Annotated in this window: 15 protein-coding genes; 5 read left to right on the plus strand and 10 right to left on the minus strand. The window is 70.1% G+C overall.

The annotated features are described in order from the left end of the window. Together A5702_RS02170 and A5702_RS02175 are read right to left on the minus strand one after the other, a co-directional pair. On the minus strand, window positions 1-1,072 hold a 1,072-nt coding region (locus A5702_RS02170), incomplete at its 3' end, for a DEAD/DEAH box helicase (RefSeq protein WP_156669457.1). Window positions 1,073-1,074: 2 nt separating this feature from the next. Continuing rightward, the gene (locus A5702_RS02175; RefSeq protein WP_055405549.1) at window positions 1,075-2,766 is read right to left on the minus strand and encodes a DAK2 domain-containing protein; all 1,692 of its coding nucleotides are present in this window, start codon (window positions 2,764-2,766) and stop codon (window positions 1,075-1,077) included. A 254-nt stretch (window positions 2,767-3,020) separates the two neighbouring features. Here A5702_RS02175 and rpmB point away from each other — a divergent pair, with 254 nt between their 5' ends. Then, window positions 3,021-3,215, plus strand: a complete 195-nt coding sequence (gene rpmB, locus A5702_RS02180; protein WP_067749870.1) for a 50S ribosomal protein L28 — start codon at window positions 3,021-3,023, stop codon at window positions 3,213-3,215. A 126-nt stretch (window positions 3,216-3,341) separates the two neighbouring features. Here the strand turns inward: rpmB and A5702_RS02185 are convergent, their stop codons facing one another. After that, window positions 3,342-4,163 (minus strand): mycofactocin-coupled SDR family oxidoreductase, encoded by an 822-nt coding sequence (locus tag A5702_RS02185; protein WP_068217866.1) that lies wholly within the window; start codon window positions 4,161-4,163, stop codon window positions 3,342-3,344. Between the two features lie 2 nt (window positions 4,164-4,165). Next, window positions 4,166-5,056 (minus strand): SDR family NAD(P)-dependent oxidoreductase, encoded by an 891-nt coding sequence (locus A5702_RS02190; RefSeq protein WP_068217923.1) that lies wholly within the window; start codon window positions 5,054-5,056, stop codon window positions 4,166-4,168. 97 nt (window positions 5,057-5,153) lie between these two features. Between A5702_RS02190 and A5702_RS02195 the strand changes: the two genes are divergently transcribed. Genes A5702_RS02195 through A5702_RS02205 form a run of 3 tightly spaced genes read left to right on the plus strand, consistent with a single transcriptional unit; the run spans window position 5,154 to window position 7,710 of the window. Next, window positions 5,154-5,597, plus strand: coding sequence for a nuclear transport factor 2 family protein (locus A5702_RS02195; RefSeq protein WP_055403298.1), 444 nt, complete (start codon window positions 5,154-5,156; stop codon window positions 5,595-5,597). A gap of 39 nt (window positions 5,598-5,636) precedes the next feature. Beyond that, on the plus strand, window positions 5,637-6,881 hold the full coding sequence (locus tag A5702_RS02200; protein WP_068217869.1) for a DUF1214 domain-containing protein: 1,245 nt from the start codon (window positions 5,637-5,639) through the stop codon (window positions 6,879-6,881). A 1-nt stretch (window position 6,882) separates the two neighbouring features. After that, window positions 6,883-7,710, plus strand: a complete 828-nt coding sequence (locus A5702_RS02205; protein WP_068217872.1) for an oxidoreductase — start codon at window positions 6,883-6,885, stop codon at window positions 7,708-7,710. Between the two features lie 3 nt (window positions 7,711-7,713). Here A5702_RS02205 and A5702_RS02210 read toward each other — a convergent pair whose 3' ends face one another. From A5702_RS02210 to A5702_RS02230, 5 genes are all read right to left on the minus strand, one after another. Continuing rightward, window positions 7,714-8,364, minus strand: a complete 651-nt coding sequence (locus tag A5702_RS02210; RefSeq protein WP_068217874.1) for a nitroreductase — start codon at window positions 8,362-8,364, stop codon at window positions 7,714-7,716. Window positions 8,365-8,539: 175 nt separating this feature from the next. Next, window positions 8,540-9,904: an HNH endonuclease signature motif containing protein gene (locus A5702_RS02215; RefSeq protein ID WP_068217878.1), complete on the minus strand. Its 1,365-nt coding sequence runs from the start codon at window positions 9,902-9,904 to the stop codon at window positions 8,540-8,542. 104 nt (window positions 9,905-10,008) lie between these two features. Further along, the gene (locus A5702_RS02220; protein ID WP_068217926.1) at window positions 10,009-10,929 is read right to left on the minus strand and encodes an NADP-dependent oxidoreductase; all 921 of its coding nucleotides are present in this window, start codon (window positions 10,927-10,929) and stop codon (window positions 10,009-10,011) included. Window positions 10,930-10,934: 5 nt separating this feature from the next. Beyond that, window positions 10,935-11,618: a uracil-DNA glycosylase gene (locus tag A5702_RS02225; RefSeq protein WP_055403303.1), complete on the minus strand. Its 684-nt coding sequence runs from the start codon at window positions 11,616-11,618 to the stop codon at window positions 10,935-10,937. 29 nt (window positions 11,619-11,647) lie between these two features. Continuing rightward, on the minus strand, window positions 11,648-12,610 hold the full coding sequence (locus A5702_RS02230) for a thiamine-phosphate kinase (RefSeq protein ID WP_068217881.1): 963 nt from the start codon (window positions 12,608-12,610) through the stop codon (window positions 11,648-11,650). 142 nt (window positions 12,611-12,752) lie between these two features. Between A5702_RS02230 and A5702_RS02235 the strand changes: the two genes are divergently transcribed. Next, window positions 12,753-13,325: a DUF3515 domain-containing protein gene (locus A5702_RS02235; protein ID WP_068217884.1), complete on the plus strand. Its 573-nt coding sequence runs from the start codon at window positions 12,753-12,755 to the stop codon at window positions 13,323-13,325. Between the two features lie 106 nt (window positions 13,326-13,431). Here A5702_RS02235 and A5702_RS02240 read toward each other — a convergent pair whose 3' ends face one another. After that, window positions 13,432-14,544, minus strand: coding sequence for a D-alanine--D-alanine ligase family protein (locus tag A5702_RS02240; RefSeq protein ID WP_068217887.1), 1,113 nt, complete (start codon window positions 14,542-14,544; stop codon window positions 13,432-13,434). Between the last annotated feature and the right edge of the window lie 64 nt (window positions 14,545-14,608).

Here is a 14,608-nt window from a genome sequence, read left to right on the forward strand (position 1 = left end):
CGTTGATCGACCGGAGATGTTGGGCGGCAAGCACTTCCGTGGGCGCCAGCAACGCACACTGGTAGCCGGCGTCCACCAGTTGCAGCATCGCGAGCACCGCGACGATGGTCTTGCCCGAACCGACCTCGCCCTGCAGCAGGCGGTTCATCGGGCGGGTGGACGCCAGCTCCGTCGCGAACACGTCCAGCACCTCGCGCTGGCCGGCGGTCAGCTCGAACGGTAAGCGCCCCAACAGTTCCGCGGCCAAGCCGTCGGGCCGCGCCGGCGCCGCGGGCCCGGACTCCGACAGTTCGCTGTGCCGCCGGGCCGCCAGCGCCCACTGCAACCCGACCGCCTCGTCGAAGGTCAGCCGCTCCCGCGCCCGCCTGCGCGCCGCCTCCTCTTCGGCCAGGTGGATGTCGCGCAGCGCCCGGTCCTCGGAGACCAGGCCGTGATGGTCGCGCAGCTCCGCGGACAACGGGTCGTCCACCGGATCCAGGACGTCGAGCACCTGGCGCACGCACCGGAAGATGTCCCAGCTCTGCAGCTTTGTGGTCGCCGGATAGATCGGGAAGAAGGCCCGCTCGAACGCCGCCATCTGCACCTCGCCGGTGGTGGCCTGCGAGGCGATGGCGATGTTCTTCAGCGAGCTCGTGCCGCGGTTCTTGCCGTCCGGGGAGTCGAGGATGAGGAACGCCGGATGGGTCAGCTGCATGACGTTGTTGAAGAAGCCGACCTCGCCGGAGAGCATCACCTTGGTGCCCTTGGTCAGGTCCTTCTTCAGGTAGTTCGCGTTGAAGAACGTCGCGGTCACCTTGTTGCGGCCGGCGCCGAGGGTGATGCGGTGGCACACCCGGTTCGGGGTCTTCTTCATGGGGAACGTCTTGGTTTCGGCGATCGTGTCGACGATCGTGATGTGCTCGCCGGCCGGCGGCTTCTGGTCGTCGGAGTCCCAGCGGGTCGCGCCCTCGGTGTAGCTGCGCGGATAGTGGCGCAAAAGGTCGTCGACGGTGCGGATGCCCAGCTCCTCGTCGAGCTGATCGGCGGCCTTGGCGCCCACCACGAAGTCCAGCCGGTCGCTCAGCGTGGCCACGGCTACTCGACCCCGATCAGCAGCGCGTCCCCGCGATGCCCGGTGCGGTAGGTGACCAGCTCGGTCCCCGGGTGATGGTCGTGCATGTGCTCTTCCAGGATGTCGGCCACGGCCGTGACGTCGTCGTCCGTTTCGATGCCGGCGCCCACCAGCACGGTCACCAGGTCACCGCCCGAGGCCAGCAACAGGTCGAGCAGGCCGATGGCCGCCGCGATGGCGTCGGCGGCCACGATCAGCACCTCGTCCCCCGCGATGCCCAGGCCGTCGCCGGGCTGGCAGCGCCCCGCCCAGGTCAACGCGCTCTCGGTCGCGATGCGCACCGAGCCGTGCCGGGCGGCACCCGCGGCGCGGGCCATGGTGTAGCCGTCGTCCACCGCCTGCCGGCCGGTTTCGTGCACGGCCAGCGCGGCCAGCCCCTGCACCATCGATCCCGTCGGGATCGGCACCACGTCGATGCCCCAGCCGATGGCCGCGGTGCACCCGGCCACCAGCTCCTCGGCGGGCACGTAGCCGTTTGGCAGCACCATCACCTGCGCGGCGCCGGTGTCGATCACCGCCCGCATCAACTGGTGCGCGCTGATGGTGGTGACCGGGTCGCCCCCGCCCGCGTCCCGCTGCAGCACGCAGGCGCCCTCGCCGCCGAACAACTCGGCGGCGCCGTCGCCGTCGACGACGGCCAGCACCGCGCGTTCCCGCGTCCAGCCGCCGGCCGGCAGCCCGGTGGCGCCGGAGCTCAACGCCGAAATCACGATGCGGCTCAGCCGCCCCGCGGCCAGCCCCGCCTCGACCGCGGCACCGGCGTCGTCGGTGTGCACGTGCACCGAGTAGGTGCGGTGGGCCGGCGACGGCGCGGCGGCGATGCCCACCGAATCGCCGAGCTCCCCGAGCCGGTCCCGCAGGGCGTCCGCCGCGGCCGGTTCGCATCCGTCCAGCCGGTACATCACCTCGAACTGCGGCGCGGGGCGTTCGGCGGCGCCCTGCGGTTGCGGCGCGCGCGGCGACAACTCGTAGACGCTCCGGGCGGGCGCCTGCCCGGTGACGGTGGCGCGCAGGGCGTCCAGCAGGACCAGCAGGCCGCGGCCCCCCGCGTCCACGGCACCCGCGTCGGCAAGCACGTCGAGCTGCTCGGGTGTCTTTTCCAGGGCGACCACCGCCGCATCCCCGGCGGCGATGAGCGCCGGGGTGAGCCCGTCCCCGGCTTGGACGCACTCCCCGACGGCGTCGGCTGCGGCCCGCAGCACCGACACGATGGTCCCGGGGATTTCCTGGCCGCCCATCGAGGCGATGACCAGCTCGACACCGCGGCGCAGCGACGCGCCGAGCGTCGGGGCGTCGATGTGGGGCAGTTCACCGCCGGAGTCGGCCGCCGCGGACGCGGTCACGTCGGCAACGCCGCGCAGGATCTGCGACAAAATCACACCGGAATTGCCGCGGGCGCCGTTCAGGGCGCCGGCCGACATCGCGGCGGCGGCCCGCGCGACGCACGCCGACCCGCCCTCCGAATTCAGCCCGGCGTTGGCCTCGGCCAGCGCCGATCGCATGGTGAACAGCATGTTGGCGCCGGTATCGGAGTCGGCCACCGGGAAGACATTGAGCCGGTTGATCTCGTCGATGTGGGTGATGAGGTCGCTGACGGCGGTGTGCGCCCAATCCCGCAAGGTGGTCGCGTCCAGCAGGCGTTCCGACGGTCCCAGTGTTACCCACCTCCTTCACAACCAGCGTGGGCGCCAGCGTAGCCCGGTGACACCGGCCGCGGCCGCCCGTGACCACCACCCGCCGGCGGGGCGATCCGGCCCATTGAGCCTAGCCAGACGGGGCGACAGCGGTCCCGATCGTTTTGGCGGTTGCCACGCCGATCGCCTATCCTGGTTGGGCCCGGTCAACCGGGCTGTCCCGGCCACGTGTCAGACCGCCGAGCCGGACCCCCGAGATTTGAGGAGCTTGAACCATGGCCGCTGTGTGCGACATCTGCGGGAAAGGCCCCGGCTTCGGCAAGTCGGTGTCGCACTCCCACCGCCGCACCAGCCGCCGGTGGGACCCCAACGTCCAGACGGTGCACGTTGTCACCCGCCCGGGCGGCAACAAGCAGCGCCTCAACGCCTGCACGTCCTGCATCAAGGCCGGCAAGGTCGTCCGGGGCTAGGGGCGATCGCAAGCGCGGCGTTGCCGGGCGCTGCGGGTCGCCCCATCGGGGCAGGGGCGATCGCAAGCGCGGCGTTGCCGGGCGCTGCGGGTCGCCCCATCGGGGCTAGCCAGACGTTAGTCCGGGCTACATCACGACGTGCCCGGCGTCGACGGGTATCGACACGCCCGTCACGTAACGCGCGCGGGGGCCCACCAGCCATAGCACCGCTTCGGTCACGTCTTGCGCCTCGACCAGCGGCACGTCGGGCAGCAGCATCTGGGCGACGGCCGGGTTCGGGTTCTCCAGCATCCGGTTGACCACGAAGTCGTTGAGAATCATCGGCGTCGTGACACCGGCCGGGTGCACCGAATTGACCCGAATCTTGTGCGGCGCATAGGCATTCGCCGCCGACCGCATGAGCCCGACGACACCGTGCTTGGACGCGGCGTAGGCGAACATCGCCGCACTCCCGTCTCCGCCCTTGCCGGTCAGACCCTGCGACGAGCTGATGAGCACCACCGAACCGCCTACGCCCTTGCGGATGATCGACGGCACCGTCGCCAGCATCGTGTGCCACACGCCCTTGAGGTTGGTGTCCACGATCGTGGTGAACACCGGCTCGGACTCGATGTCGGTGAGCCCGATCGCCACCACCCCGGCGTTGGCGACGACGATGTCGATCTCGCCGAGAACGTCGATTGCGCTTTGCACCCCGGCCTGCAATTGCGGCAGGTCCCGCACGTCGGCGACGACCGGCACCACCTTGCCGCCCGCCGCTTCGACCAGACGCGCGGTTTCGTCGAGATCCGATTTGCTGCCCAGGGGGTAGGGAATCGCGTCGATGTCGGCGCAGATGTCCACCGCGATGATGTCGGCGCCCTGTTCGGCGAAGGCCACCGCGTGGCTGCGGCCCTGGCCGCGCGCCGCGCCGGTGATCACGGCGACCTTGTTGTCGAGTTCACCCATGACTACACCTCCAGTGTCGTGCCGGTCTCTTGTTCGGCGAAGGCCACCAGGCGCGCGGCCGCCTCGTAGTCGCAGGCGACCGGCGAGCGGCCGGCGAGCACCGGGCCGCCGCGCAGGCCGAACCTGCCGCTGACGCCGACGTAGCTGCCCGGCGGAATCGGTTCGCTGATGCAGTACAGCGTGGGCGCCGCGCCCTGGTCGATGTCGTTGGCCAGCCGGTCGGCCACCGCCTTGACCCCTTTGTGGGCCACCGCCATCAGCGGCGAGTCGCCGACCTGCGACAGATTCGAGGCCACCCAGCCCGGATGGGTGAGCTGGCTGACGATGGGCGATCGGGCGGCGCGCAGCCGGCGGTCGAGCTCCAGGCCCCACAGCATCACCGCCAGCTTCGACTGCCCGTAGGCGCCGAGACTGGTCCACTTGTGTCGGCGCAGGTGTGGGTCGTCCAGGCGCAGCGTCGCCGATCGGTGCGCGTCGGAGCCCACGTTGATGATCTGCGACCGGATCCGGGGCAGCAGCAGGTTGGTCAGCGCGAACGGCCCGAGCAGATTGGTGCCCAGCGTCTTCTCGAAGCCGTCGACCGTTTCGGTGCGGCGCTCGGTCAGCGCGCCGGCGTTGTTGATCAGGATGTCGACGTCGTCGTCGACCGACTGCGCGAACGCGCGCACCGACGACAGATCGGCGAGGTCGACCCGCGCAACCGCGGTGGATCCGCCGATATCGGCGGCGCGCTGCTCGCCCAGCTCGGTATTGCGCACCGCCATGATCACGTGCGCGCCGGCGTTGGCCAGGGCGCGGGCGGTCCCGAGCCCGACGCCGTTGGTCGCGCCCGTCACGACGACTCGTTTGCCGGTGAGGTTGCCGAGCCGGGCCGGCGTCCAAGATAGGGTCACGGCGATCAAGAGTAATGGTCGGTTCTATGTAAATTGGACCGGTTCTGCCACCATTGTTCGCGGAAGCGGCGGAGACGGGCCCGACAGGTGGTTTCACATGAGTGACAGCGCGACGGAAATCACCAACCTGATCTACACCTACGCCGAGCTTCTCGATGGCGGCGACCTGGACGGGGTGGCCAGGCTCTTCGAGCACGGCCGGATCTGCGGCGTGGAGGACGGACCGCCGGAGACGGTGTTCGCCGGCGCCACCCGGGTGCGCGAGATGTATGAGATGGCCACCCGCATCTACTCCGACGGCACGCCGAAGACCAAGCACAACACGACCAACGTGCAGCTGTATATCGACGAGGCCGCGGGGACCGCCCGCAGCACGTCCTACTACTGCGTCACCCAGGCCACCCCCGACCTGCCGCTGCAGGTGATCGTGACCGGGCACTACAAGGACACGTTCCAGCGGGTGGACGGCGCCTGGCGGTTCGACAGCCGCACAATGTTCGTCGACCAGGTCGGCGACGTCAGTCAGCATCTGAAGTTCTGAAACGGTTCGTGTTGTACGACAAGCCTTTAGGAAAATCAAATGCCCGATGATCCCGTCGCCACGGCCTCCCAGCACGAACAGGAACTGGCCGCCCTCGAGCTGATCGAACACCCCACCGTCAGGTCCGCCTACCAGGCGGTGGCGCAGACCTGGCTGGGCCGGGCGAAGGCGTCGGAGGCGATGCGGGAGCGGTTCGACGCCGCGTTCGCCGAGGTGATGTTCTCGGCCGCGCTGTGGTCGTCCAACCAGGACAAGCTGCGGCCGAAGGTCAGCTGCATCACCCGGCTGGCGCACCCGGTCGACGGCCGCCGCATCCCCGGATCTCGTTGGGGCATCGACAATCCCGACAGCGTCTACCGGGTGATCCCGATCTCCGGCGACGAACGCTACGAAATTCACGGCCGGGTGGGCGAGCACCGCATGACCGAGAACTACTTCACGCTCTGGGACGCCAACATGGGCACCGTCGACGTGCTCAACGGCCGCACCATGCACGTCGACTCCGACGGCAGCTACACGATCACGGTGGACGCCGACCCCGCCGGTGGGCGGCCCAACCACGTGCGGACCACCCCGGCGGCGCACGAGTTCTACATCCGGGACGTGTTGTTGGACTGGGGGCGCGACGACCCCAATCACATTGAGGTGCAACGGCTTGGCGGTCCCCCGCGAGCTCCCGCGCGCACGCGCGACGAGCAGGCCGAGGCCACCGCGGCGATGATGGCGCACTTCGCCAACTTCACCGGCAAGCTCAGCCACGGCGTCTACAAGATGCCGCCCAACCACTTCGACCTTGCGTGGTCGGCCGACAAGGCCGGCGCGATGCGCAACCAGGTGTACGTCATGGGCCGCTTCGATCTCGCCCCCGACGAGGCGTTCGTGGTGGACCTCAACGACGGTGGCGCCGAATACTTCACGGTTCCGCTGAGCAACATCTGGGGCACCACGCTGAACATCCTCGACCGCACCGGCAGCCTCAATAAAGCGCAGTCGGTTCCCAACGAGGACGGCACGTACACCTACGTGATCGCGCCGACCGACCCCGGCGTGGCCAACTGGATCGATTCCGACGGCCTGCGGGAAGGGATCCTGACCCTGCGGATGGCCGAATTCGGCGAGTCGGGCCCCCGCGAGGACCTCGGCGCTCGCGGTCGGGTCGTCAAGCTGGACCGGCTCGACACCGAACTGCCCGAGCTGCCACGGGTCAGCCCGCAGGAACGGGCCGCTCAACTCGCCGAGCGGCGGACGGCGTATCTGCGGCGCCTGCCCGAAGGGCCGGCCTGAGATGGCGCGCTGGCTTGTCACCGGCTGCTCCACCGGCTTCGGCCGCGAAATCGCCCGCGCGGCACTGGAAGCGGGACACCGCACGGTGGTGACCGCGCGGCGCGCCGACGCGGTGCGGGACTTCGCCGACGAGTTCGGGGATCGCGCCCTGGCCGTCGCGCTCGACGTCACCGACCCGAAGCAGATCGCGGCCGCGGTGTCGGCCGCCGACGACGCGTTCGGCGGCATCGATGTGCTGGTCAACAACGCCGGTCACGGATACCTGTCCGCCGTGGAGGAGGGCGAGGACGCCGAGGTCCGAAAGCTGTTCGAGGTCAACTACTTCGGTGCGGTCAACATGATCAAGGCGGTGTTGCCGGGCATGCGTGCGCGCGGCTCCGGGCACATCATCAACATGTCGTCGATGACCGGCCTGGTGGCCAACCCGCCCAACGCCTACTACTCGTCGACCAAGTTCGCGCTCGAGGCGATCACCGAGGCCCTCGCCACCGAGGTGCGCCCGCTGGGCATCAGGGTGACCGCGATCGAGCCGGGTGCCTTCCGCACCGATTGGGCGACGCGATCGATGAAGGAGTCGGCCACGCCGATAGCCGATTACGTCGACGTGGCGGCGCGCAAGGATCTGATCAAGCAGTTCGCCGATCATCTCCCCGGCGACCCGCGCAAGGTCGCCGAAGCCGTGCTCATGGTGACCACCCTCGACGAGCCGCCGCTGCGGCTGCTGTTGGGTCGCGACGTGCTCAAAGCCATGTGCGACAAGATCGCCGCGCTCTCGTCATCGATCGAAGAGTGGAAATCCGTCACGAAGGACGTGAACTTCGCGGATTAGTCCTCACTCGTCGACGAACACGGCGTGCTCGTCCACCGCGTCGCGCCCGATGCGCAACTTGTTGGCGGGGAAATCGGGGTCGGAGTAGCCGATGGACAGGCCGCACAGGATGTTCAGCTCCGGCGGGATGTTCAGCTGCTCGCGCACCACGTCGGGGTAACCGGCGATCGCCACCTGCACGCAGGTTCCTAATCCGCGCGCGGTCAGGGCGAGCAGCAAGGTCTGCAGGAACATACCCACTCCCATGCTGTCGGCGTAGCCGAGGTCGCGATGCATGCACACGATGGCACCCAGCGGGGCGCGGAAGAACTCCCAGTTGCGCAGCACGGCGATGCGTCGCGCCTCGCTGTCGTGGCGGGCGATGCCCATCGAGCCGTACACGTGTGCGCCGGTGTCGCTGCGAAAATGGGCGAACTCGGCGGGCAGCTGCGGTACCCGGGGCGGTTCGGCGCGGGCCTTTTCCAGCATCGCGGTCACCAACCGGTCGCGGGCGGCGCCGGCGACGAAAACCAGGTGCCATGGCTGCACATTGGAGTTCGACGGCGCGCGCATGGCCAGCTCCAGCGATTCCTGCACCAGGTGGCGCGGCACCGGGTCGGGCAGGAACAGCCGCGTCGAATGCCGCTCCCGGATGGTGTCTTCCAAGTCGTACATAGCTTCATGGTGTCAGGCGCCCGCGGCGATCGTGAGCGCGGCGAAGCCGGGCGAAACGGGTCGCCGCCACCAGGCCACGCCGATCGTGAGCGCGGCGAAGCCGGGCGAAACGGGTCGCCGCCACAGGCCACGGCGATCGTGAGCGCGGCGAAGCCGGGCGAAACGGGTCGTTACGTCAAACGGGCTCGTCGTCGTCGGTGTCACGGAGGAATCTTTCGGGGTGGTGGAAGTTGTTGGTTCTAAGTTGCCCACGGTCCAGGTGCGCGGGCGGGAGCCATTCCGTCTCGCCACGGGCGTTGGTGCGGGTGGTCCAACCCTTTTCGGCGAGTCGGTTGTCGGGCCCGCAGGCCAGGGTCAGGTCGTCGATGTCGGTGCGGCGGGTGGCTTGCCAGCCCGTGACGTGGTGGACCTGGCTGTGGTAGGCCGGCGCATCACACCCCGGCTTGGTACACCCACGGTCTCTGGCGTACAACATGATTCGCTGCGCCGGGGAAGCCAACCGCTTGGTGTGGTGCAGTGCTAACGACCTGCTCTTGTCGAAGATCGCCAAGTAGTGGTGAGCGTGGCCGGCCCAGCGGATCACATCCGCCATCGGCACCAAGGTGCCGCCGGCGGTCAGCGCCTTGCCGGCGGCCGCCTCAAGATCCTGCAACGTGGTGGTGACCACGATCGACACCGGCAAGCCATTGTGCTGACCCAGATCACCGGAAGCCAGCAGGCCGCGCAGCGCGGCCAGGAAGGCATCGTGGTTGCGCTGTGCCGGGCTGCGAATATCGCGACGCACCGCGTCCTGGTCGGGTGTCGCGTCGACGATCGGCGTCTCATCCTCGGGGTTGCACGCGCCCGGGGCCGCCAGCTTGGCGAGCATTGCCTCGATAGCGGCCCGCAACTCCGGGGTCACCAGGCCGCTGAGGCGCGACATGCCGTCGCACTCCTGGGCGCCCAGGGTGATGCCGCGCTTGCGGGCCCGCTCGGCGTCGCTGAATTCCCCGTCGGGGTGCAGCCAATCCATCAACCGCTTTGCGTAAGTGGCCAATTCGTCGGGGCGATAGTCGGCGGCCTTGACAGCCAGGTCGGCTTCGGCGGCCTGCCGGGTCAACGCGTCGACCTCGGCCGGCAGATGGGCCAGGAAGCCGCGAATCACCTTGACGTGCCCCTCGCCGATCAGCCCCTCGCGCTGACCGGCCGCGGTCGCGCTCAACTTCGGCGGCAACGGCTCACCGGTCAACGCCCGGCGCTCGCCCAGGTCGGCGGCTTCCTCGATGCGCCGGCCCGCCTCGGCCTTGGTGATCCGCAACCGGTCGGCCAGCCCCACACGCAGCGAGCCACCCAACTCTTCGGCACTGGCCTGCGCGGAAAGCTGATTGATCAACGCATGCTGAGGCGCCCGCAGCCGGCGTGCCACGCTTTCCACCCGCTCCAAGGCTCGCAGCCGCTCCGGCGTGGTGAGGACGTCAAAGGACAGCTCACACAGGCGCTCAGCGTCGCCACCGAGCGCGTCGATGACCTCGACGATCTCCTCACGACTGCTGACACCCATGCCTCAAACTCTAGGAACACCCACCGACAAAAATGCCCGCGCTGTGACTAGTGAAACCAAAGTGGCACAAGGGATTACAAAGAAACCGCGCAACAGGAACCGAGCTAATCGCGGACGACAATGACCGTCTTGCCGGGGCGATGGCCCGGATGGTTGCGGCTTTCGAACGCCTCCCGCCCCCTGTCGAGGGGGAACGTCTGCGCGATATCCACGCGCAACCGTCCGCTGTCGACCAGCGCGGCGAGCTCGGCGAGCTGATCGCGATTGGGTGTGACGATGAAAAACGTTGCCGTGATGCCATATTCGTCGTCTCGACCTGCGGGCGGCGGCGCCGACAGGGTGATCAGCCGCCCGCCGCGGCGCAGCACGGGATACGAACGCTCCAGCGCCTGGCCGCCGACGGTGTCGATCACGACGTCGTAGACCGCGTCGTCGAACGCCTCGGTGCGGACGTCGATCACGCGGGTGGCCCCGTATCCGCGGACGAGATCGCCGGCGTCACTGCGCACCGTCGCGGTGACGCGCGCGCCCAGCATCGCGGCCAGCTGGACCGTCAGCGCGCCCACGCCGCCCGCGCCGCCGTGCACCAACACGGCCTCGCCGGACCGAACGCCGGCGTGGTCGACCAACGCTTGCAGGGCGGTCAGACCGGCCAGCGGCAGCGCGGCGGCGACGGCGTGCGACACCGTCGACGGCTTGGCGGCCAGGTCCGCCGCCGGCACACAGACGAATTCGGCGGCGGCGCCGTCGCGGTCGAAGTCGATGAGCCCGTACACCTCGTCGCCGGGCGCGAAATCCGTCACGCCCGGCGCCACCTCGCCGACAACGCCCGACACCTCGTGGGACGGGATGACCGGTGTCTGGCTCACACGGGTCCAGGTCTCATCCCACGTCAACTCGTCAAAGGTGATGGCCGCGGCGTGGACGGCCACCAGGACTTCGCCCGCGGCCGGGGCCGGTACGGGCGCGCGCTCCACGACGAGTTGTTCCGGGCCGCCCCGGTGGTGGGCCCGCAATGCGGTCATCTCGGTCACGGCAGCCTCCAATCGATCGGGTCGGCGCCCATGCCCGTCAAGAGCTCGTTGGCGCGACTGAACGGACGCGACCCGAAGAACCCCCGCGACGCCGACAGCGGTGAGGGGTGGGGCGACTCGATCGCCACGCAATTTCCTTCGGCGAGAATCGGTTTGAGCGTCGAGGCGTCGCGGCCCCACAGGATGGCCACCAGCGGCTGCGAGCGCGCGGCCAGCGCGCGGATGGCGCACTCGGTCACCGCCTCCCAGCCCTTGCCCCGATGCGAGGCCGGATTGCTGGGTCGCACGGTGAGCACCCTGTTCAACAGCATCACGCCGCGCTCGGCCCACGGCGTCAGATCGCCGCACGACGGCGGCGGGTGACCGAGGTCGGCGGCGTATTCGTCGAAGATGTTGGCCAGGCTGCGCGGCAGCGGGCGCACGTCGGGGGCCACCGAAAAGCTCAGTCCCACGGCGTGTCCCGGCGTCGGGTACGGGTCCTGCCCGACGATCAACACCCGAACATCGTCGAATGGAAAGGTGAACGCCCGCAAGACGTTCGGACCCGCCGGCAGGTACCTGCGCCCGGCCGCGATCTCGTCCCGCAGGAACTGGCCCATCGCGGCCACCTGATCGGCCACCGGCTGCAACGCGGCCGCCCAACCGTGCTCGACGAGTTCCGCCAACGGGCGCGCCGTCATCGCGGCCCCATTTCACTCACCGCGCCACCCTAACGGTCATACGACTGCCAGCCGGCGTAACCCGTCCACTCGCGCCCGTCGACAACCACGTCGGGGTTGCCCTCGAGCACCCGCCCGATGATGCGCCATCCGGCCGGTGCGGGTCCGGCGAAACATGCCACCAGGGCGTGGTCTTCGCCGCCGCCCAGCACCCACGGCCACGGGTCGGCGCCGACGGCGGCGCCCGCGGCGCTCAGTGCGTCGCGGTCCGCCGCCAGCGCCGCGGTCGACAGGTCCATCGTCACCGCGGACGCCTCGGCGACGTGGCGCAGGTCGGCGACCAGCCCGTCGGAGACGTCGATCATCGCCTGGGCCCCCCCGGCCGCCGCGGCCACCCCCTGCCCGTAGGGCGGCTGGGGAACCAGATGCCGGCGGCGCAGCGCGTCGAAACCCTCAATCCCCTTGCCGAACAAGGCAAGCCCCGCCGCCGAGCGACCCAGTTCACCGGCGACCGCGATCACCGAGCCCGCCTTGGCGCCGGACCGCAGCACCGGCGCGCGGCCGTCCAGCTCGCCCAGTACCGTCACGGAAATCACCCACTGCGGGCAGCTGACCAGATCGCCGCCGGCGATGCCCGCGCCGATGCGCTGGGCCTCGTCCCACATCCCGCCGACCAGCGCGTCCACCTCCGCTACCGGGGTGTCACCGGGCCCGCCGAACGCGACCACGAACGCCGTGGGGCGCGCGCCCATCGCCTCGATGTCCGCGGCGTTCTGGGCGATGGCCTTGCGGCCGATGTCGTGGGGCGTCGACCAGTCCAGGCGAAAGTGCCGGTCCTGCACCAGCATGTCGGTCGACACCGCGAGGCGCCCGTCGCGGGCCTGCACCACGGCCGCATCGTCGCCGGGCCCGACCGCGACCGCGGCCGGCTGTCGGCGGCCGCGCACCAGCCGATCGATAACGGTGAACTCACCGAGTTGCTGCAGGCTGGGATTCGATGCGTCGTCGGGCACGCCACCTCCTCCGCGCGTCCGGGCCCGTGCGGCCCGCTATCCGCTCTCCGACCTGCGGTAAGTTCAGTAACTGCCCGCGCGAGCGGCCCGCGCCAGTGTAGAGCCCCGCGCCGTCGTGCCAGAGATAGGAGGTGCGCGGGCGGTGACGACCGACGCCGATACCGGCCCCGCCGGGGACGAGGGACCGCCGACCGCGCTGATCATCGCCGCGGTCGCCGTGGCCGTCGTGGCGATCGGCGCGATCCTGGTGATCGCGGCCAACCGCCAGGCGCCGCCGCAACCGGTCGCCCTGGCGGCCGCCCCAGCGCCGCAGGCCGACAGCCCCGCGTGCCGGGCACTGGCCGGGGCCCTGCCGCAGCGACTCGGCGACTATCAACGCGCGCCCATCGCGCAGCCGGCGCCCCAGGGCGCCACCGCGTGGCGCGCCGGGCCCGACAGTCAGCCCGTGGTGCTGCGCTGCGGGCTCGACCGCCCCGCCGAGTTCGTGGTCGGGTCCCCGATTCAGGTCGTCGACCGGGTGCAGTGGTTCGAGGTGCGTCCCGAGCAGCAATCCGCCGGTGACGCGGGCCGATCCACCTGGTATGCCGTGGACCGGCCGGTGTATGTGGCGCTCACGCTGCCGTCGCGGTCGGGCCCGACGCCCATTCAGCAACTCTCCGAATTGATCGATCACACCATTGCGGCGGTGCCGATCAACCCGGGGCCAGCCCACTAGCCATTTGGTGGCGACCCGCTTCGCCCGGCCACGCCGCGCTCGCGATCGCCACTAACCCAATGGTGGCGACCCGCTTCGCCCGGCCACGCCGCGCTCGCGATCGCCACTAGCGCAAACCCACCCCGCGCGCCAACGCCGTTTCCACCATGGTCGCCAACAGGGTGGGATAGTCCACGCCGCTGGCCGCCCACATCCTCGGGTACATCGAGATCGTGGTGAACCCCGGCATCGTGTTGATCTCGTTGAGCACCGGCCCGTCGTCGGTGAGGAAGAAGTCGACGCGGGCCAGACCCTGACAGTCGATGGCCTTGAACGCGCGGATCGCCAAATGCCGGATGGCGTCGGCGATGTCGTCGTCGACTTTGGCCGGCACGTCCAATTCGGCTGCGTCGTCGAGATATTTGGTGGCGAAGTCGTAGAACGAGTCCTCACGTCCCCGCACCCCGGCCACCCGGATCTCGCCCAATGTGCTGGCTTCGATTGTGCCGTCGGGCATTTCGAGCACTCCGCACTCCAGCTCGCGGCCCGTGATCGCCGCCTCCACAATCACCTTCGGGTCATGGCGGCGTGCCAGGGCGACGGCGGCGGCCAGCTCGTCCCAGCTCGACACCCGGGTGACCCCGATCGAGGAGCCGCCCCGGGCGGGCTTGACGAACACCGGCAGGCCCAGCCGCTCGCACTCCTCGGGCCGCAGGGTCGAGCGCGACGGGCGCAGCACCGCGTACGGGCCCACCGGCAGCCCCTCGGCGGCGAACAGCTTCTTGGTGAACTCCTTGTCCATGCCCGCCGCGCTGGCCAGCACGCCCGCGCCGACGTAAGGCACCCCGGCCAGTTCCAGCAGGCCCTGGATCGTGCCGTCCTCGCCGTAGGGACCGTGCAGCACCGGGAACACCACGTCGACGGACGTCAGCACCTCACCGGCCCCGGGCGACAGGGAGACCAATTGGCCGCCGCGGCCCGGGTCCGCCGGCAGGGCCAGCTCCGTGCCCGACTGAGCCGTGACCTCGGGCAGCTGCCGGTTGGTGATGGCGAGCGCGTCCGGGTCACCGTCGGTGAGCACCCAGGACCCTTCCGGGGTGATGCCGACCGCGACCACCTCGAACCGCTGCGGGTCGAGGTTGCGCAGGATGCTGCCCGCGGACACGCACGAGATGGCGTGCTCGTTGCTGCGCCCGCCGAAGACGACGGCGACGCGCACGCGGTTCCCGCTGGCACTCACAACCTAAAGAGGCTACCGGTTGCGCGGCGCTCGGGCCGGGCGGCGGGTCGCTAGCTGGGGTTTT

The organism is Mycobacterium sp. E3339, from assembly GCF_001666915.1.
Classification (GTDB): Bacteria; Actinomycetota; Actinomycetes; order Mycobacteriales; family Mycobacteriaceae; genus Mycobacterium.